General features: G+C 56.0%; 9 protein-coding genes. All 9 read right to left on the reverse strand.

Annotated elements, in window-relative coordinates:
- Window positions 1-3: 3 nt before the first annotated feature.
- The 9 genes from B5D39_RS06275 to B5D39_RS06315 all read right to left on the reverse strand — a co-directional run bounded on the left by B5D39_RS06275 (window position 4) and on the right by B5D39_RS06315 (window position 19,417).
- Window positions 4-831 carry a phosphate/phosphite/phosphonate ABC transporter substrate-binding protein gene (locus tag B5D39_RS06275; RefSeq protein WP_078789558.1) on the reverse strand — a complete coding sequence of 276 codons (828 nt, stop codon included), beginning with the start codon at window positions 829-831 and terminating at the stop codon, window positions 4-6.
- Window positions 828-4,412 (reverse strand): CheR family methyltransferase, encoded by a 3,585-nt coding sequence (locus B5D39_RS06280; protein WP_078789561.1) that lies wholly within the window; start codon window positions 4,410-4,412, stop codon window positions 828-830. The genes B5D39_RS06275 and B5D39_RS06280 overlap by 4 nt, the downstream gene beginning before the upstream one ends.
- A complete protein-coding gene (locus tag B5D39_RS06285) occupies window positions 4,409-6,784 on the reverse strand; it encodes a PAS domain S-box protein (protein ID WP_078789562.1) in 2,376 nt (791 codons plus the stop codon). Before B5D39_RS06285 ends, B5D39_RS06280 begins: the two co-directional genes overlap by 4 nt.
- Window positions 6,781-9,375 (reverse strand): ATP-binding protein, encoded by a 2,595-nt coding sequence (locus B5D39_RS06290; RefSeq protein WP_078789563.1) that lies wholly within the window; start codon window positions 9,373-9,375, stop codon window positions 6,781-6,783. The genes B5D39_RS06285 and B5D39_RS06290 overlap by 4 nt, the downstream gene beginning before the upstream one ends.
- A gap of 78 nt (window positions 9,376-9,453) precedes the next feature.
- Window positions 9,454-10,212: a class I SAM-dependent methyltransferase gene (locus B5D39_RS06295; protein ID WP_078789565.1), complete on the reverse strand. Its 759-nt coding sequence runs from the start codon at window positions 10,210-10,212 to the stop codon at window positions 9,454-9,456.
- The gene (locus B5D39_RS06300) at window positions 10,209-12,851 is read right to left on the reverse strand and encodes an ATP-binding protein (protein ID WP_078789567.1); all 2,643 of its coding nucleotides are present in this window, start codon (window positions 12,849-12,851) and stop codon (window positions 10,209-10,211) included. Before B5D39_RS06300 ends, B5D39_RS06295 begins: the two co-directional genes overlap by 4 nt.
- Window positions 12,852-12,909: 58 nt before the next feature.
- Window positions 12,910-15,663, reverse strand: a complete 2,754-nt coding sequence (locus tag B5D39_RS06305; protein WP_078789569.1) for a PAS domain-containing hybrid sensor histidine kinase/response regulator — start codon at window positions 15,661-15,663, stop codon at window positions 12,910-12,912.
- Complete coding sequence (locus tag B5D39_RS06310) at window positions 15,660-17,723, reverse strand: PAS domain S-box protein (RefSeq protein ID WP_078789571.1); 2,064 nt, start codon at window positions 17,721-17,723, stop codon at window positions 15,660-15,662. Before B5D39_RS06310 ends, B5D39_RS06305 begins: the two co-directional genes overlap by 4 nt.
- Complete coding sequence (locus B5D39_RS06315; protein WP_078789573.1) at window positions 17,720-19,417, reverse strand: hybrid sensor histidine kinase/response regulator; 1,698 nt, start codon at window positions 19,415-19,417, stop codon at window positions 17,720-17,722. Before B5D39_RS06315 ends, B5D39_RS06310 begins: the two co-directional genes overlap by 4 nt.
- Window positions 19,418-19,510 lie beyond the last annotated feature (93 nt).

The following is a 19,510-nucleotide window of genomic DNA, read 5'->3' on the forward strand; positions in this document are numbered from 1 at the left end:
TGTTTAGATACCTTTGGTCATTGCTTCGTAATCCATTTTTTCCAGGGCCTTGTAATCACGATCATACTCCGCCACAACCGGCTTACCCAACTGTACCGGCTTAAGCAGGGGATTTGTTTCCGGCTTGCCGGCCATCCGCAGCACCGCATCAGCCACCGCCTGCTGAACCTGCCTTGATGTCCGGGGGTGCGCTGAGATCGGGTGTGGCGCTATCATGGGTGCTTTCATCAAGACACGCAATTTCGCCTTCACATCTTCCGGCTGAGCATCAAAATCAACGTTCAGCACTGTTCCGGCATCGGTTTTGCCCAACAAGACCATTTTATAGACATTACTGCTGGAGCCGACAAAAACCTCTTTCATGTTCAGCTTGATATTCTGTTGTGACAGGATCTGCCGCAATGACAGACTGCAGACGTTACGACTACCGACATAGGCAATCTGCTTGTTATCCAGGTCTGGCAGTACCTTGATGGCTGAATCAGCTCTGGTAATCAACATACCGGCAAGAAGGTGACTGCCCCGCACCAGCGGCCGGTAATTCTGACTGCGATGCACCAGCATCAGCTGGTAGGGGGTGGAAAAGGCAAAATCTGGCACCCCCTGTTTAAATTCAGCCTCAAACTGGTTCATGGTCTCGTACAGCTTTAACTTAAACTTGACTCCAGTCTCCTGTTCCAGTTGATCCAGAAACGGTCGCCACGTCGTATGCATGGTCACCGGCGGCCGTTGCGGCAGCACGGCAAAAATATACGGTTTCTGTTCTGCCCCCTGGGCAGGCAGTCCCATGGCCAACATCAGCAGCATCACCAACCCCGCAACTGTTTTCATGGCGTTTCCTCCTTTTGGCTGAAACCGCTACCATCCTGCCGCATCAAACGGCTCACCTCCGTCACTAACTCATCAACATCAATCGGTTTCGCCACATAGCCGTCAAACCCATGCTCCAGCAACTTACCCCGGTCGCCGGTCAGGGCATGGGCGGTCAGGGCGATGATCGGCGTATGACGATCACCACCTTTTTCTTGCGTCCTGATTGCCGATGTGGCTGCAACACCATCCATACCGGGCATCTGCACATCCATCAAAATCAGATCAAAATCCCCCTTAACCCAACCTTCAAGGGCTGCCTTGCCATCTTCCACTGCGGTCACCCGATGTCCGAGACGTTCAAGCAGCCGGGTGGCATAGAGCCGTCCCACCGGCTGATCCTCTGCCAGAAGCACCCGCAACGACTGTCCCTGCGTATGAACCGGTGCCTTTTCAGCCAGATTGTGGGGCATGATGGCCCCCAGCGGTACCTTCATCGGCAGGGTAACCGTAAAGCAACTTCCGACACCGGGCGTGCTTTCAACCTCAATACTCCCCCCCATCAGCTCAGTCAGGCGCTGACAGATGGCTAACCCAAGGCCGGTGCCGCCATAGCGGCGGCTGATGGTTTCATCTGCCTGGGTAAACGGCGCAAAGATCCGGCTCAGGGTATCCGGCTCCATGCCGATGCCGGTATCGGTCACACGAAAGCGGGCATGGAGCGGTTGCCCCGGCTGGGACAGCGCTTCTATCTGCAGCACAATCTGCCCCTGATCGGTAAACTTGACCGCGTTCCCCACCAGATTATGCAGGACCTGCTTCAGGCGTGAAGGCACACCGCGCATGGTGGCAGGCAGGTCCGGGGCCAGCTTGAGCTGCAGGCCCACCCCTTTACGCTGGGCAACCGGCTGGTGAATCCGCAGGATGTCATTGGCCAGTTCATCGGGATCAAAGTCTGCCTGTTCCATGCCAAATCCGCCAGACTCAATCCGGGTCAGATCCAGCAGGTCGTTGATGACCGACAACAGACTCTGGGCAGAATCATCCAGATGGCGCAGGTAGTCCAGCTGTTCATCCACCAGCGGGGTCATATGCAGCAGGTTGCTCATCCCCATAATACCGTTCAAGGGGGTACGCACCTCATGGCTGATGTTGGCCAGAAACTGGGTCTTGGCCCGGTTGGCAGATTCAGCGGCATCCCTGGCCAGCCGGATCTCCTGCTCAACCTTTTTCTGTTCTGACAGATCGGTGACAAAGGCAAAGGATGATTTGACCGTGTCGTTTTCATCAAACAGGGTGGTGGCATGAAACATGACCGGCACCGGATCGCCGTTTTTGTGCTGCAGGTTCAGCTCAAAGTTACGGTGAAGCGTCCCTTCAACCCTACCCAGCTGGTACAGGAAGGCAGGCCGTGATTCCTGAACGGCAAACTCAACCGGAGAACGACCCAGCATCTCTTCCGGGCTATAGCCCAGCATGGCAGACAAAGCCGGATTAACCTTGATGGTTAACCGGTCCGGCCCCAGTTGCCAGAATCCCTGAACAGAACTTTCAATAAAGGCACGCATATTGGCTTCGCTGGCCGACAGCTCCCGGGTCCGTTCCTGCACCTTCTGCTCAAGCTGGATGTTCATCTCTGCCACAGCAGCCTGGGCCTGCTTGACCGCACTGATATCGGTAAAGGTCAGCACCACACCATCCACCGTGCCGTCTTCACCCTTGTAGGGCAGGATACGCTGCAGCACCCACTGATCAGGGCCGGACTGAATCTCCTGCTCCATCCGCAGGCCGGTCTCAAGCACCTGAATAAGGTTTCGCCTGAACTCCTGGGGCGAACTCAGTTCATAGGCAATATGATCGATGGGACGTCCCAGATCCTGGGGCAACAACTTCATAAACCCGCTGATGGCACTGGAAAACTTGCGGATACAGAGCTGTTGGTCCAGAAAAACAGTGCCCACTTCGGTGCTGGCCAGCAGGTTGTCATGGTCGCTATTCAGACGCAGCAACTCCTCATTGCGCCGTTCCAGCTCACCATTAACGGCGTAGAGATCTTCGTTGACCGATTTCAGTTCTTCGTTGGTGCTCTGTAGTTCTTCGTTGGAGGAGATCAGCTCTTCATTGGCCAGATCCAGCTTCTCGTTACTGGCCTGCAGTTCTTCAATGGTTAACTGCAAGGAATGCCGGGTGGAGTGCAGCTCCTGCTCAAGGTCTGACAGGCGGTGGTGGGCAGCTGAATCAGCAGCATCATGGTGACAGCTGACACGATCAGATTCCTGGGTCGGCTGCCAGTCTGAAGGGGCCAGGGTGACATGAAAATGCATCTCATTGCTCCGGTCATCCCTCAGGCAGCTGACCGAGAGATCAACATAGCTGCAGCCGGTATCCTGCAGCAGTGGAATCCGGTCCACCACTGAATTTTCATGTTGCTGCTCCGCCCGCAACAGGGCGGTGGAGAGGGCAGGCCGCAGCTCATCACGCAGGCTGCCCAGAATATCACCGCTTAAACGACCGGTCAGAGGGCGCAGATAGCGGGTCAGGTCGCCAAAGATATGCAGCACCTGGCGGTTGCTGTTTAAGAGCATACCGGGCGGGGCATACCGTTCCAGGATCAGGTCATAGTCATGCAGCAGGTGACGGTCCAGGGCGATGGCATTGCGCGGCCCCTGATGCAGCGAGGCGATTAAGGGATTACGGGCCATCCAGGGGATACCCGGCACGGTGATGCTGTCACGGGGGGTGGCCTGTTTCCGAAACAGCTTGATCCCGGCCTGTACGCTACTGAAGGCGTTGGGCAGATGACTGACCCCTTCGCTGGGACCCAGCAGCAGCAGGCCGCCAGGCACCAATGAAAACTGCAGGGCCGTCAACACCCGTTGCTGGGCATCGGGCTGCAGGTAGATCAGCATATTACGGCAGACCGCCAGATCAATCCGGGTAAAAGGAGGATCAGACAACAGGTTGTGGTGGGCAAAGACCAGCATACGCCGGATCTGGGGATCTATCCGGTAACAGCCTTCTTCTTCAGCACGGAAGTAACGTTCAAGAAACGGGGTTGGCATCCCTGCAATCAAATCTTCGCAATAGGCCCCCCGTGAAGCGATCTCCAGCGCACCTTTGTGGACATCAGTGGCAAACACCTTCAGATCACCGCTAAACCCAACCTCCTGGGCAATGCTGTGCAGCAGCACCGCCAGTGAATAGGCCTCTTCACCGGTTGCACAGCCGGCGGACCAGACCCGGAACCCATCGGATGCCGACCGTCCGCGCAACAGCTCCCGCAGCTGTTCTTCAAGCCCCCGAAAGACCTGGGGATCACGAAAAAACTCCGTCACGCCGATCAGCAGATCACGACCCAGCAGCTCAACCTCTTCCTGATCCGCTGACAACAGGGTGACATAATCAGCCGGATCATCAAGCTGCAGCATCTCCATCCGGCGCGAAATCCGGCGCCCTACCGTACCGGAACGGTAACAGCCAAAATCTATACCCAGAACGCGCCGAAGCAGATCGGTAACCGGCTGCCAGTCGGTTGTACTCTCATCACCGCTGTTATCCAGTAGTTCAGACTCTGGCAGCGCTTGGTTGTCACTATCACTCATATATGAAACGTCCCTTTCATCGCAACGACTCGTGCCATTTCAGCCATCAGCTGGTCAATCTGGACCGGCTTGCTGATATAGCCATCAAAACCGCTTTTCAGCAACTTTTCCTTGTCCCCTGCCAGGGCATGGGCGGTCAGGGCGATAACCGGCAGATGCAGCCCGCTGGCCTGTTCAGTCTGACGCAGACGAGCCAGCACCTCTTCACCACCCATACCGGGCATCTGGATATCCAGCAGCATCAGGTCATACTGTTCCCGTCCCAGCAGATCAAGAGCCATCAGGCCATCGACCGCCGGTGTTATCCGATGTCCCTGCCGCTCCAGCAGCCGCTGCACAAAGGTACGGTTTACCTCCTGATCCTCAACCAGCAGAATCTGAAGCGGCTCAAGCTGCAGGATTGACACTGCCGGTTGAGTATCATCGGCAACCTGCTCACCTGCATAGCGCCCAAAAGGCAGTTCCACAATAAAACAGCTGCCCTGTCCCAGGCTGCTTTCAGCACGGATACTTCCCCCCATCAACTCAGACAGGCGTCTGCAGATCGCCAGCCCCAACCCACTGCCGCCATGATTCCTGGCGGTGGATGCATCAGCCTGGGTAAAGGGATTAAATATCTTCTGCAGGGTTTCCGGCGCCATACCGATACCGCTGTCACACACCTCAAACCGGAGCCGACTCCCCTGGGAAGAATCATGCAGCCGATGAATCTGAACGCTGACCCCGCCACGGCTGGTAAACTTAATCGCGTTCCCCACCAGGTTGATCAAGACCTGTTTCAGACGCAGGGGGTCACCCACCAGGGCCGGGGGCAGATCATCCGGCAGCTGCACCGTAAGGTCGATCCCTTTTTCTGCTGCAGGTTTCTCATACAGGGCAGCCACCTCACGCAGTAGCTTGGCCAGGCTGAACGGTGTCTGTTGAATGGCAAGGCTGCCGGCCTCTATCCTTGAAATATCAAGAATGTCGTTAATCAAGGTCAACAGATTACGGGCCGAGCCATCCAGCATATCCATATAACCGGCCTGTTCTTCAGTCAGGTTGGTGGTCCGTAGCAACTGACTCAAGCCCATGATGCCGTTCAAGGGGGTGCGCACCTCATGGCTCATATTGGCCAGAAATTCATTCTTGGCAACCGTAGCGGCCTGAGCTGCATCCCGCGTCCGCTGCAGTTCAAGGGCAGCCAGTTTTCTCTGGGTAATATCAAGATCAACACAGTACATCTCAAGCTCGCCATTGATATTACGCAGCATGGCGTGGCTTGAAAAAACATCCAGCAACTGACCTGACTTGTGCTGCAGCTGCAGCTCTCCGGCAGGGATCGGGATATCCTCATCAATCCACTGTTGCACCCCTTGAATAACCGCTTCCCGCATGAAAGAGGGGATGATCAGATCTTCGAGCTGTCTGCCCAACGCCTCTTCGCTACTGTAGCCGTAAAACAGCTCACTGGCATGGTTCCAGAAAATGACCCGGCGCTGGCTGTCATATCCCTGCACCGGAAGATGGGGCACATTCTCCACCAGGGCGCGGAAGCGGTGTTCGCTTTCTCGCAGCACGGCATCCAGCCTTTTACGTTCGCTGATATCCCGCACCACCGCCAGCAACCGTTGTCGGCCGTTGATCTCAGCGGCCCGCAGGCTGACCTCGACCCAGAAGGTCGTGTCATCAGGGCGCGCACAAAGCCATTCAAACAGCTGCGGTTCACCCTCTAATGCTGCCAGTATATAACGCTGGGCCTGTTCAAAACTGAATGCAGAATGATCCGACGGAGAAAGCTGCGCCGGGTTAGCCCCGATCAGCTCCTCCCGTGGACGCCCAAAAAGTTCCAGCGCCTGCTTGTTACAGTCAATGATCATCCCCTGCTGGGCATCCATGATAAAGATCACGTCATTGGTGGCATTAAAGATGGTCCGGTAGGCGTTCTCTGCCGCCTGCAGCGCCAGGGCATCTTCACGGGCAGCGGTAATATCCCGGGCTGTGCCATACAGCAGCAACTGATCTGGATCAGAGGGGTGCTGCACACATTTGTTGTGTTCGCGGATCCAGCGTACATGTTGATCTTTGCGGACAAGGCGGAACTCGGTACGGACCTCATCACCATCTGCCATTTTCAACAGCCCGGCTGCTATCCGCTCCCGATCATCGGGATGGACCAATGGCAACCAGCAGCCAAAGTCATACAGTTCCTGCTCGGAATAGCCGGTAATCCGCTCAAACTGTCCGCCGATCCACTGCACGCGATAGGCTCCGTTTGCGATACGACTGCAGACATGGCAGAAATCGGAGGTCAGCTCGGTAAAGGCATGATAGCGCTGTTCCGACTCAAGCAGTTGACGTTCAAGTTCTGCACGATGCTCAGCCGTTGTCATCCGCGTTTCTCCTTGCTGATCAGTTCCAGCACCCGTGCCATCTCTTCAAACAGTTTGCTGACCTGCAGTGGCTTGGCAAGATAGCCGTCAAAACCGGCGTTCAGCAGCCGTTCCCGATCCCCCACAATGGCGTGGGCCGTCAGGGCGATAATCGGGGTATGCCGTCTGATCGAGTCTTCTGCCGCCCTGATAACCGCCAACGCCTTCAGACCATCCATGACCGGCATCTGGATATCCATTAGCACCAGATCAATTGACTCATCCTGCCAGAGGGCGACCGCTTCCTGCCCGTTATTGGCCAACAGCGGCGTATGCCCCTGTTTCCGCAGGATCTCTGCCACAAAACGCTGGTTCACCGGCTGGTCCTCTGCCACCAGTATCTTTAACGGTTGATCAAGCGTAATAATGGGGACTGCTTCCGGCATAGCCTCCCGAAGTTCCGCACGTTTAAGCGGCACGGAAAAGCTGAAGGTGCTACCCTGGCCCGGACTGCTGACCAGACTGATACTGCCGTTCATCAGCTCAACCAGCTGCTTGCAGATCGCCAGCCCCAGGCCGGTACCACCGTACTTGCGGGTGGTGGAGCTATCGGCCTGGATAAACGGCTCAAACACCGCCTGCTGGGTTGCTGCATCCATGCCGATGCCGGAATCCCTGACCTCAACCAGAAACAGCACCGTTTCCTCATTGACCTCTCTGGCTGAAGCCTGGACCGCGACCTCACCACCCACCGTAAACTTGATGGCGTTATTCACCAGATTACTCAGCACCTGCGCCAACCGGTGGGGGTCACCGGTCAGTGCTGCCGGCAGGCTGTCGCTGCAGGCAAGGGTAAGCTGCAGCCCTTTGGCCTGTGCCCGCAGACGCATCACCCGCAGGGTATCGTTCAAGAGTCCACAGGGCTGGAACGGCAGTTCCTCCAGCTCCATCCGGCCAGCTTCGATCTTTGAGAAATCAAGGATATCGTTAATCACGCTCAGCAGACTTTCTGCTGATGTTTCAATATTATCCAGAAACTCCTGCTGCAGAGGAGGCATCTCCATATCCTGCAACAGCTGCACCATGCCGGTAATACCGTTTAACGGGGTGCGGATTTCATGGCTCATCACCGCCAGGAAACGGCTCTTGGCCTCGTTGGCCTGCTTGAGTTGCGTCATGGTGCTGCGCAGGGCGTCTTCCTGCCAGATCCTGGCAGTAATATCGCTGAAGATGGTGGCAAACCGCTCCGCCCCGATCCGACAGACTGAAACCGTCAAGTGCAGTTGCAGCGGCTCATAATACGCCTCAAAACTACAGGGCTGACCGGTTGCCACCACGGTGGCATATTCCTGCAGGTAGGGGGCATGGGAGATACGATAGACCTCTGTGGCCAGCTTCCCCACCACCTCATCGCGGGAAAGCCCCAGAATATCACGATAGCGCTGATTGATCTCTTCAAGCCGGTAATCGCAAGGAGTACCCTCTGCATCGTAACAGATCCGATGCAATGCCACCCCTTCAGCCATGGCATCAAACAGGGCATGGAACTGTTCTTCACTGGCGGCCAGACGCTCCATGCTTTCCTGCAGGCGGGCAGACATCTGCTGCAGACTTTCCTGCAGCAGGGCAAACTCATCACGACGGACCGGCAGCTGCTCCAGCGCCGTGGTATCACCCTCACCCCGACGACGGACGGCACGGGAGATCTCTTCAAGGGGACGGCTGATCCTGCCCACCATCAGCGAGACAATCACAATGCCGACCGCACACATGAACCCATTTACCACCAGCTTGCGCTTCAGCCGTTGACGGGCCACCTCATAGATCTGGGCCTTGGGAATACTCACCTGCAGATGCCAGATTCCTGTTGTTGAACTACTCAGCCCCTGCACCGGCGTTATAATCTGCAGTTCTGACCCGCTATCACGCACCAGTTGTCCTGCGCTGCCGGACGGTCCGCTAACCGGCGCCTGATTACCGCCACTGGTAAACAGCGCCAGCCCGGCCTGGTTCAGCAACGCAACCTGCAGACGATCTGCCCCGCTCATTCGATAGGTTTGAAAATACTCGCTTAAGGCACTCAACCGGGTTTCCTGCAGCCTGCCAACGATAACCCCTTTGGGCTGCTCCCCTGCTTCACGGCGTACCGGCGCATAAAACAACACCCCGGCCGCTGTACTGCCGCTGCCCGGCTGAATCAGGAAACCGCTCTGACCAGCCATCCCCTTCTGCCAAAGCGCTTTATCCATCGGCTGCCCCAGGTTCAGACCATCGGCATCGGCCCGAACCGTGCCGTCAGGCCCACAGAAGGTCAGGTGTCCAAAGGAAGCAGAGCTTTCACGGAAGTCAAACAGACGACGGTTAATGGAGGGAATACTACGGCCCGGTTCATTGAGGAAGGCAGAGCGGGAGACCATTGCCAGGTCACGGGATGCCTGTTGCAGCAGCAGATCTATGGTATGGCTGACCTGATGGCTGGTACCCAGCAGGTTGCGGGTCGCCACCTGTTGATCATTACGGGTGGCCCCCAGATAGCTGACCAGTAGCTCCACACTGACAATCAGCAGGATAATCACGGCAAAGGTTATGGTAAGTCGGGTACGGAACTTCATGGCAGCTCCCGTGCGGTTAAGACCATTGTCAGATCAGTGTACCACCGGTTTAACGGTTTACAATGAAGACAGAAAAAATCAGATCCGACCCGCCTTGATCGACAGCGGCCAGACCACCCTTTGACAGCCCGGCCCCCAGTAGGGAGCAAGCTCTGCTGACAGGCTTACCACCGGGTCACTGCCATGCTGATCACGATAACGACTGGTGGCAGACCAGCTACGCAGATAGCCGCACAGGTCATCCAGATCCCAGTCAACCGCCATGGCACAAACCGGTGGTTTTAACTCTTGAAAGGGGAAAGCCAGGTCGGCATAGCCGTTCTCCACATGACGCCGTTCCGGTGGCCAGCAGTCACCAACGGTTTCGTAGTAGAAGCGGTCCAGCAGCGCCTGGATCCCGACCGTATCAGCCCCTTCAACCTGAAAGACACCATAGGTCCAGACCGCCAGCAGACCGCCCGGCTTCAGCACACGTCGTACCTCGGCATAAAAGCGCTCAAGATCAAACCAGTGCAGGGCCTGGGCCACGGTTACCAGATCAACCGACTGATCCGGCAGACCGGAACAATCAGCCGGTGCGGTATGATACTGCACCCCGGCGCAGGCGGTAGCTGCCTCAATCTGTGACCCACTGGCATCGGTGGCCCAGACCTGCTCAAAATAATCAGCCAGTGCCACCGCGGCCTGACCGGTACCGGTGGCGCAATCCCAGGCCAGCTTGCGGGCCGGAGCCTGATCAGCCAGCCAGCGAAACAGCTCTGCCGGATAGCTGGGACGGTGGCTGGCATAGTGGGCCGCTACCTTGGCAAAATGGTCGGTGAAGCTGGTGTTTGTCATGGCCCTTCCTTTGTGGTTACCCGCTGCATTTCAGCGCAGAGCAGTCTGATATCAACCGGCTTGGTGACATAGCCGTCAAATCCATCAGCCAGTAGGCGTTCACGATCACCACGCAGCGCGTTGGCCGTAAGTGCAATAACCGGCGTATGACCGCCGCCGATCTGATCAATGGCCAGCATTGTCTGCAATGCCTCAGTACCGCTCATGATCGGCATCTGCACATCCATCAGGATACAATCAAACCGCTGTCGCTGCCACCGTTCAAGCGCCTGCCTGCCGTTTTCAACCGTGGTGACCTGATGCCCGATCTTGGTCAGCAGGGTAGAGATAAAACGGGCGTTAACCGGATTGTCTTCTGCCACCAGCAGTGTGAGTGGTGTTCCGCTCCAGACCGGTATTGCAGCTGATCTGTCATCATTGCTGCAGATCAGCTGTTGTGGTACGGCAAAGGGCAATTCCAGATGAAACACACTGCCGCTTCCATCATTGCTCTCAGCCCAGATCCGTCCCCCCATCAGCTCTGCCAGCTTACGACAGATTGCCAGCCCCAGACCGGTGCCCCCGTATCGGCGGGTGGTGGAACTGTCTGCCTGGGTAAAGGGGGCAAAGATCCGCCCCATCGCCTCCGGCGAGATACCGATGCCGGTATCGCTCACACTCAGGCGCAGCACCAGCTGACCACCATCCTCTGAAACAACCGTTGCCCCAATGGTAATGCTGCCCAAATCAGTGAACTTGATGGCATTACTCAACAGATTCAGCAGAATCTGCTTGATACGCAACTGATCACCCACCAGCAGATCCGGCACGGCTGCTGAAAGATCAGCCTTGATCTGCAACCGCTTCTGGTGAATGCGGGAGATCTGGGTACTGACAATATCGTTGATGGTCTTGCGCAGGGAAAAGTCGGCATATTCCAGTTCAACTTTGCCCGCCTCAATCTTGGAGAGATCAAGGATATCATTGATCAACGACAGCAGGTTGTCGGCAGACAGTTCAATACTGTGCAGATATTCTGATTGCTCCGGGGTCAGCTCTGTAAAGCGAAGCAGTTGGGACATACCGATGACACCGTTCATCGGCGTACGGATCTCATGGCTCATATTGGCCAGAAACTCGCTTTTGGCCTGGTTGGCCGCATCAGCTGCCTCCCGGGCCAGCTCAAGCTCTGCCTCATGCTGCTTCCGCTCGGTAATATCATGGGCAACATGCACCGTGGCCTCGTAGCTGCCATCTGCACCAAACATCGGAATGGTGGTTACCTGGAAGCTCCGCCCCAGCCGCTCCACCAGCGTCTCAACGCAATGGTTGTCATGATCAAGCAGGGTTTGGGATTGGGGGCACGACTCAGGGGGCGCTTCTTTGCCATGCATGCACAGGTAACAGGGGGCCTGCACCGCCTGGGTCCTGGTGACACCAAGTGCATCCAAAGCAGCCTGATTGACTCTGATGATGCGGTGGTTGGCATCAATGATAAAAATCAGATCAGCCATGGCATCAAAGGTCCGCTCCCATTCATCACGACTGCGGCGCAATTCGGTTTCTGCCTGTTTACGTGCCGTGATGTCATGACTGATACCGATGAGCCCAACCACCTGCCCGGCGCTGTCGCGAAAGGCCATCTTGGTACTTTCCACCTGCACCTGACTGCCATCCTGCATGGTTACCGGCAGCTCATAGCTGATCGGCTGTCCGGCTTCCAGCGCCTCACGGTCTTTGTGTCGAATAAAGCCGGCCAGTTCCTGATCCTTAATCAGTTCCAGATCAGAATGGCCGATAATCTGCTCTCTGGGCAGGCCGATAAAACGCTCGGCATACAGGGTATTACACCCCAGATAGCAGCCGTTGACATCTTTGTAGAAGATCAGGGCCGGGATCGTATCCAGCAGGGTATGCAGAAAGGCACGACGATCCTGCAGATGTTGCTCCCGCAGATCACGCTGGTGGATCAGATCTTCAATGGTAGCAGCCATCTCATTGAAGGCGGTGACACAGGTATCGATCTCCGGCAGGCGGCAAAGCTCTGCCCTGATACGGTAATCACCATTGCCAAACCGCTCTGCAGCCTGTTGCAGACTACGCAGTGGCCGTAATGCCTGCCTGATAACAGGCGCCATCAGACCACAGAAGGAGGCCAGACCAACCAGCAGAAAAAAACCTTGCAACTGCAACAAACGCCAGAACAGTGCCTGTTCTTTAGCGGGTGAGTAGCCCAGGACCAATTCGCCGTAGGAACGCCCACCAGCTTCTACCAACGTGCTTTCACGACGTTTATGAATATCAGTCAGTTTTTCAAACCACGCCGGAGCATGCCTCCTTGAAGCATTGTCAACCACTTCAAGCACCCTGCCTGACTGATCGGTCCAACGAATCAGATAGATACGTTCCTGTTTTACCGTACTGCGCAAGACCTGCTCAATGCTGTGATAATCACCTGAAGCAGCATTACCGGCAACAACAGCACTGAGATCCCGCAGTTGATCATGCAGTTCTTCCCTGATCCGTTCACGCAGGCTGTCCAGTTCATGCAGTGCCTGAAACCAGACCAACAGCGAGGTAATCACAAACATGACAAAACCGCTGACCAGCAGCAGGCGGGTGAACAAACTCAGGCGGGGCAGTTTAAATGGGCTGGTCATAGGTAAGGCTCCGATGCCACGTCACATGGCCCATAGGCAATGTTACACTGTGCTTCTATCAGACCCGATGAGCAGAAGCAGATGTACCTCCTGGTAGTGATGCCAATGCTGCCAGCAGCAGTTCCATATCCACCGGCTTGGCGATGTAGTTGTCAAACCCTTCTGCCATGATCCGTTCGCGGTCACCCCGCAGGGCGTGGGCGGTCAGGGCGATAATGGCGGTGTGGCTCCCCCGCTGCTGCTCCTCCTGGCGGATCTGACGGGTGGCCTCAATGCCATCCATTACCGGCATCTGCACATCCATCAGGATGCAGTCCCACTCAGTCGTTCGCCATTGCTCAAGCGCCTGAAGGCCATCCTCCACTGCAGTGACCTGATGTCCCATCCGGCTCAGGATGGCAGTCATGCTGCGGGCGTTAATCTGATTATCCTCTGCCAGCAGGATCTTCAGAGAACGGGTTGGCCTCTGTTCCGGGAGATTCTCCTTAACCACCTGGCTCAGGGACCGTTCCGGCTGTTTCTGAAGCAGGAACGGCAGCTCAACATGGAAGCTGCTGCCAACCCCTTCCTTGCTTTCTGCCCAGATCCGTCCCCCCATCAGCTCAACCAGTCGGCGACAGATTGAAAGCCCCAAACCGGTGCCGCCATACTTGCGGGTGGTGGAGCTGTCTGCCTGTTCAAAGGGGGCAAAGATTCGCTCCATTGCCGCTGCCGACATGCCGATACCGGTATCGCTGACCGATAGACGCAGGGTGACACTGTTGCGATCACGGGAAATCTGCCGGGCCGCAACCGTAATCCGCCCCTGTGCAGTAAATTTAATGGCATTGCCCAGCAGGTTGAGAAAGATCTGCTTGACCCGTAGCGCATCCCCCTGCAGGGTATCCGGCAGCTCCTCCGGCAGGTCACAGATCAGCTCCAGTCCCTTTTGGCTGATGGTATAGGTCTGGGACCCAATAATTTCATGCAGTGTCTGGCGCAGGGAAAAATCAACATATTCAAACTCAAGCTTACCTGCCTCAACCTTTGAAATATCAAGGATATCACTGATTATTGCCAACAGGCTTTTGGCAGAGAGCTCAACATTCTCCAGGTACTCATCCTGTTCATGATCTAGTTTTGTTGATTGCAACAGGTGTATCGTACTGATGATCCCGTGCATTGGCGTACGCAGTTCATGGCTCATGTTGGCCAGAAACTCTGTCTTGGCCCGGTTGGCAGTCTCTGCCCGTTCCTTGGCCTCCTGCAGTGCTGCCTCAATCTTTTTCCGCTCGGTTATATCCCGTACCAGCCCCAGGTTGTAGCCCTCTCCATTAAACTCAAGGTAATTGGCGGTAACCTCAACCGGATAGAGCTTACCTGACTTGCCTCTGTGAGATCCCTCAAAGGTCATGCTGCGCTGTGCCATCAGCTGGTGCCAAAGGGCAGGCCACTCATCCAGTGAAAAATCAGTATCAATATCGCCAATCCCCATGGTCAGCAGTTCTTCGCGGCTGTACCCGGTGGCACGGCTGGCCTCCTGATTGACATAGTAAAAACGGGCATCCTTGTCGGCCATGAAGGCCGCCTCATGGATCGTATCCAGGGCAAAATTCAGCAGGGCCATCTGCCGTTCTGCCTCTTTGCGCTCAGTAATAATCTCCTTGATCGCCACAAAGTTAATGATGGCTCCGCTATCATCAAGCAGCGGGGTGATGGTGGCCTGCTCCCAGAATTCCGTGCCATCCTTGGTCTTGTTCAGCAGCTCACCCCGCCAGGGCTGGCCTGCGGTAATGGTCTGCCAGAGCTCGGCATACAGCTCCGGGGGATGATACTCTGATTTGAGTATCCGGGGGGTTTGACCAATGGCCTCTTCCGGGCTGTAACCGGTTGCCTCGCTAAAACGGGGGTTCACATACTGGATCACCCCGTGGGGATCGGTGATCACCACTATATTGGCACTCTGTTCCACGGCAAGTGAAAGACGTTTCAGGGCGATCTCTCCCTGTTTACGCTCGGTGATATCAATGATACTCCAGACGACCCCGATCTCGCCATCCTGCAGCGGCAACTTGACCCCGGTTAAGAAGCACCAGAAGACACTGCCGTCCTTGCGGCGCATCGGGTATTCAGCAGTCAGGTGCGTCTTGCCATCCCGGGCTTGCCTGAAGGTGGGCGCCCAGTTTTCATAGTGCTGCTGATCAACATGGAGCATCCGTACGCACTGCCCCACCATCTCTTCTTCCTGATACCCGAACAGGTGACAGAACTGCTGATTGACCTTCAGCATCAGCCGTTCTGACGAGACAATCAGGTTGCCGGTGCCGTTATGTTCAAACAGGGCTTGCAGGTGGCTGCGTTCAGCCAGCAGTTCTTCTTCAGCCTGTTTACGATCACTGATGTCAGTCAGGCTCCAGACCACCCCGCCATCACCATCAGGCAGGGTAATGGCGCCACCGGAAATAACCGCCCAGAACAGGCTGCCATCCTTGCGTCGGTACTGCCATTCAATCTGTACCAGCGGTCCATTGGCACGGGCATTGGCGAACCATTGACCAAAACGTAGATACTGCTCGTGGTCAGGATGCACAATCTCCACGCTCTGGCCAACCAGTTCATCGCGACCATACCCGAACAGCTCGCAGAAACGTCGGTTCACCTCAACGATCATCCGCTCTGATGATACGATCAGAATCCCTGCGGTGGTGCGTTCCAGCAACGCCTGCTTGAATGCTACCTGGTGCTGCAACTGGCGTTTTTGCCAGCTATACAACAGAAACAAAGCAGCCAGAATCAGCATGCCAACACCATAGACCAGGACAGATGCCGTCATGACGCGATACCTGTCAGTCGCTTCATGACATCCAATAACAAAGCGACATCCACCGGCTTGGACACATGGGCATCAAACCCCTGCTCCAGCAATCGTGCCCGTTCATCATGCATGGCGTGGGCCGTCAGGGCGATAATCGGCAGGTGGCCGCCGCTCTGCTGCTCCTGCTGGCGGATACTCCTGGTGGCAACATCACCCCCCAGTACCGGCATCTGGATATCCATCAAGACAATATCAAACCGCTGCTGTTCCACCTGTTCAAGCGCCTCCTGACCATTAGCCACTGCAGTGACCTGATGCCCCAACCGTGTCAGTAATTTTACAACAAACTCTCTACTGATCGGATTATCCTCTGCCAGCAGGATGGCCAATGGCCGCAACACCACCCCACTATCCGTCTCCGCCCCATTGCACTGCTGCTGAATGGTTGACTGATCCGGCACGGTAAACGGCAGTTCAACATGAAAGCTACTGCCAACCGTTTCCTGGCTTTCCGCCCAGATCTGTCCTCCCATCAGCTCAACCAGACGGCTGCAGATGGCAAGACCCAATCCGCTGCCGCCGTACCTGCGGGTGGTTGAGTTATCAGCCTGCTCAAAGGGGGCAAAGATCCGCGCCAGTTTGTCCGGCGACATGCCGATGCCGGTATCGGCAACAGTCAGACGGACCACTGCACTACCGTTTCTGCGTGCCACCAGTTCCACGGCAATGGTAATCCTGCCCTGCCCGGTAAACTTAATCGCATTGCCCAGCAGGTTCAGCAAGATCTGCCGCGTCCGCATCTGGTCACCCAGCAGGATCTCCGGCAGGCTGTCAGCCAGATCAATATGGACGCTGATATTTTTTTGGTTAATCTCAAACTGCTGGCTTGCCAGTAGTTCATCGACCATGCGCCGTAGCGAAAACTGAACCTGCTCTAGCTCCAGCTTGCCTGCCTCAATCCTGGAGAGGTCCAGAATATCACCGATCAAGGTAATCAGGCTGTTTGCTGAGCTTTCAATGCAGCCAAGATACTTCTCCTGTTCAGGACTCAGTTCCGTGGCACCCAACAGATGGGCCATACCGATCACCCCATTCATCGGGGTACGCAGTTCATGGCTCATGTTGGCCAGAAATTCACTCTTGGCCCGGTTGGCAGCCTCGGCAGCCTCTTTGGCGTGCAGCAGCTCATCCTCAACCTGCTTGCGGTCGCTGATGTCGATCACGCTCCAGACAACCCCTTGATCGCCATCAGGCAGGGTTAAGCGCACCCCGGTAAAGACACACCAGATAATGCTGCCATCCTTACGCAATGAAGGATGTTCTGCGCTCAGATGGGTAACACCGTTACGGGCCTGGATAAAGCGCGGGGCCCAATCCAGATAGTGCTGCTCATCAAGGTGCAGCATCCGCACCGACTGCCCCAGCAGTTCCTGTTCCGTATAGCCCAGCATCTCGCAGAACTGCTGGTTTACCTGCACAATAATCCGTTGCGAAGAGACAATCAGGTGGCCGGAACCGCCATACTCAAACAATGCCTTCAGATAGTTGCGATCGGTCTCCAGCTTCTGCTCAATCTGTTTGCGCTCCGTAATATCCCGCCCCACCACGATCAACCCTTTGCGCCTGCCCTGCTGGTCAAAGGTGGGTACTTTGATGACATCAAAGATCTTGCTGCTGCCATCAGGTCGGGGAATAATCTCGTCAGAGCGGGAGAGGCTGCCCTTGCGCCAGGCGATTTCATCGCTGTCTTCGCAGCCTAAAAAGGCATCCCGATAAAATCCGCTGTAGGCGGCAAGTTCTGAATCCTTCTTGCCCCGGTAGTCAACCCCTTCCAGCTGAAACAGCTGCAGATCAAACTCATTGGCCTCAAGCCACCTGCCTTCGGCATCCTTGAAGCAGACAATATCAGGCACAGAGTTGATCAGGGTGCGTAACTGCTCTTCCCTGGCAACCAGCTCTTGCTCGGTTTTTTCCCGTTCATCAATCTCTGTCTGCAGGCGCTTGCTTAGATTACGGAACATAAGCACCAGAGCAGACAGAAAACAGAGCAGACAGAGCAGGATGATACGTTCTGTCATGGGAGCTCCTTTGCTAGCGGTAGTTCGACATAAAAGCAGCTTCCTTTGCCCGGCTCTGATTCAACCCGGATCTGCCCTCCCATCAACTCGGTCAAACGCTTGCAGATGGCAAGCCCCAGACCGGAGCCGCCAAACTTACGGGTGATGGTTCCATCGGCCTGGGTAAAAGGGGCAAATATCTGTTTCTGATGTTCCTCAGAGATGCCGATGCCGGTGTCTCTGACTGCTACCAACAATCTGGCCGGTGTATCCTGTTCTGATGCAAGACGGCAAGCACTGATTGTAACGCCCCCCTGCTGGGTAAATTTGACGGCATTCCCCAACAGGTTCAGGATAATCTGCTTGAAGCGCAACGGGTCGCCCTGCATCTGCTCCGGCAGATCATCCGCCAGATCAAGTTGTAGTTGCAGCGATTTCTGTCGGGCAGTGGCACTCTGGATAGCAACGACCTCTTCAAGCACCAGACGGATTGGAAAGGTGATCTCTTCAAGTTCGATCCGGCCTGCTTCAATCTTGGAAAGATCCAGAATGTCGCTGATCAGAGAAAGCAGGGTGCTGGAACAAAGCTCCATGTTTTCCAAATACTCTTCCTGCTCATGATTCAGTTTTGTATAGCGCATCAGCTGCACCATCCCCAGCAGGCCGTTCATCGGGGTGCGGATCTCATGGCTCATATTGGCCAGAAACTCACTTTTCACCCGGTTGGCTGCCTCTGCAGCGTAACGGGCTTCAAGCAACTGCGCCTCATGTTGCTTACGCAGGGTAATATCACGGGAAAGCACCACAAAGCGTGGCTGATCGCCGCCAGTTCCCGACTTCCGGGCAACAGACAGCTCAAACCAGGCATCGCCATCTGGAAGCGGCAACATGATCTGCCGTCTATGGGAATGGCCGGTTATATGGGCCTCCTGCAATGCTTCAAGACAGACCTCTGCTGCCTGGGGCGGCAACATCTCATGCACCGTCTTGCCCAATAACTGCTCAGACGGTGCAACCAGCTTGTCTGGATCACGGGTATAACAGGCATAGTAACGGCCATCCAGCCCCAACTCAAACAACAGGTCCGGTATGGCCTGAATCAGACTGTTAAGGCTGGCACGTTCAGCTTCCAGGGCCTGTTCAACGGCAATATGGCGCTCCATCTGAAGAAACAGCTGGCAGACCAGCAGGGTGGCAAGGGGATAGATAACCAGGACCGGCAGCGTAATGGTTGCCAGTGTTTTGGCAATTACAGCCGAAGGAAGCAGAGCGGTACAGCCGATCATCCAAAGGTGCACCAGCAGCCCGAACAGATAGATACCGGGCAGACCAGCCAGACCGGGATAGCGGCGGCGCAGGTAGTAACCGATCACACCGATGCCGCCAGCGCCGATAATAACGGCGATTCCCATGGCAGCCCCGACCCCGCCCAGCCAATAGCGGTAGCCGGCAGCCATAACGGCGGCAACCCCGGCGGTAACCGGACCACCAAACAGACCGGCCACGGCAATAACAATACTGCGTCCGTCAAAGATCAGGCCGGGCTGCAGGACTATCGGGGTCAGTATCCCCACCAGGGCCACTCCGCCAAACAGCAGGCCGGACACCAGCGCATACCCGAGCCCCTGGTGCCGGATGCGGCGCAGCAGCAGCCCGTGCAGGAAGGTTAAGGCCACCAGCAGGGCGATGTTCTGAATCAGGGAAAGATAGATCATCTAGTTTAACCTCAACGGGAGGCCTCACCCGCATTAAGACTTCAGTGCCCAGTGTTGTTAAATCAGCTTAAAGGCGTGTAAAAGTCTGCCATT

Origin of the sequence: Trichlorobacter thiogenes (genome assembly GCF_900167465.1) — a bacterium.
In the GTDB taxonomy this organism is placed as follows: Bacteria; Desulfobacterota; Desulfuromonadia; order Geobacterales; family Pseudopelobacteraceae; genus Trichlorobacter; species Trichlorobacter thiogenes.

Coding starts and splice junctions, on each gene's coding strand:
- B5D39_RS06275 (WP_078789558.1), bottom strand. CDS start 831: ATGAAAACAGTTGCGGGGTTGGTGATGCTGCTGATGTTGGCCATGGGA.
- B5D39_RS06280 (WP_078789561.1), bottom strand. CDS start 4,412: ATGAGTGATAGTGACAACCAAGCGCTGCCAGAGTCTGAACTACTGGAT.
- B5D39_RS06285 (WP_078789562.1), bottom strand. CDS start 6,784: ATGACAACGGCTGAGCATCGTGCAGAACTTGAACGTCAACTGCTTGAG.
- B5D39_RS06290 (WP_078789563.1), bottom strand. CDS start 9,375: ATGAAGTTCCGTACCCGACTTACCATAACCTTTGCCGTGATTATCCTG.
- B5D39_RS06295 (WP_078789565.1), bottom strand. CDS start 10,212: ATGACAAACACCAGCTTCACCGACCATTTTGCCAAGGTAGCGGCCCAC.
- B5D39_RS06300 (WP_078789567.1), bottom strand. CDS start 12,851: ATGACCAGCCCATTTAAACTGCCCCGCCTGAGTTTGTTCACCCGCCTG.
- B5D39_RS06305 (WP_078789569.1), bottom strand. CDS start 15,663: ATGACGGCATCTGTCCTGGTCTATGGTGTTGGCATGCTGATTCTGGCT.
- B5D39_RS06310 (WP_078789571.1), bottom strand. CDS start 17,723: ATGACAGAACGTATCATCCTGCTCTGTCTGCTCTGTTTTCTGTCTGCT.
- B5D39_RS06315 (WP_078789573.1), bottom strand. CDS start 19,417: ATGATCTATCTTTCCCTGATTCAGAACATCGCCCTGCTGGTGGCCTTA.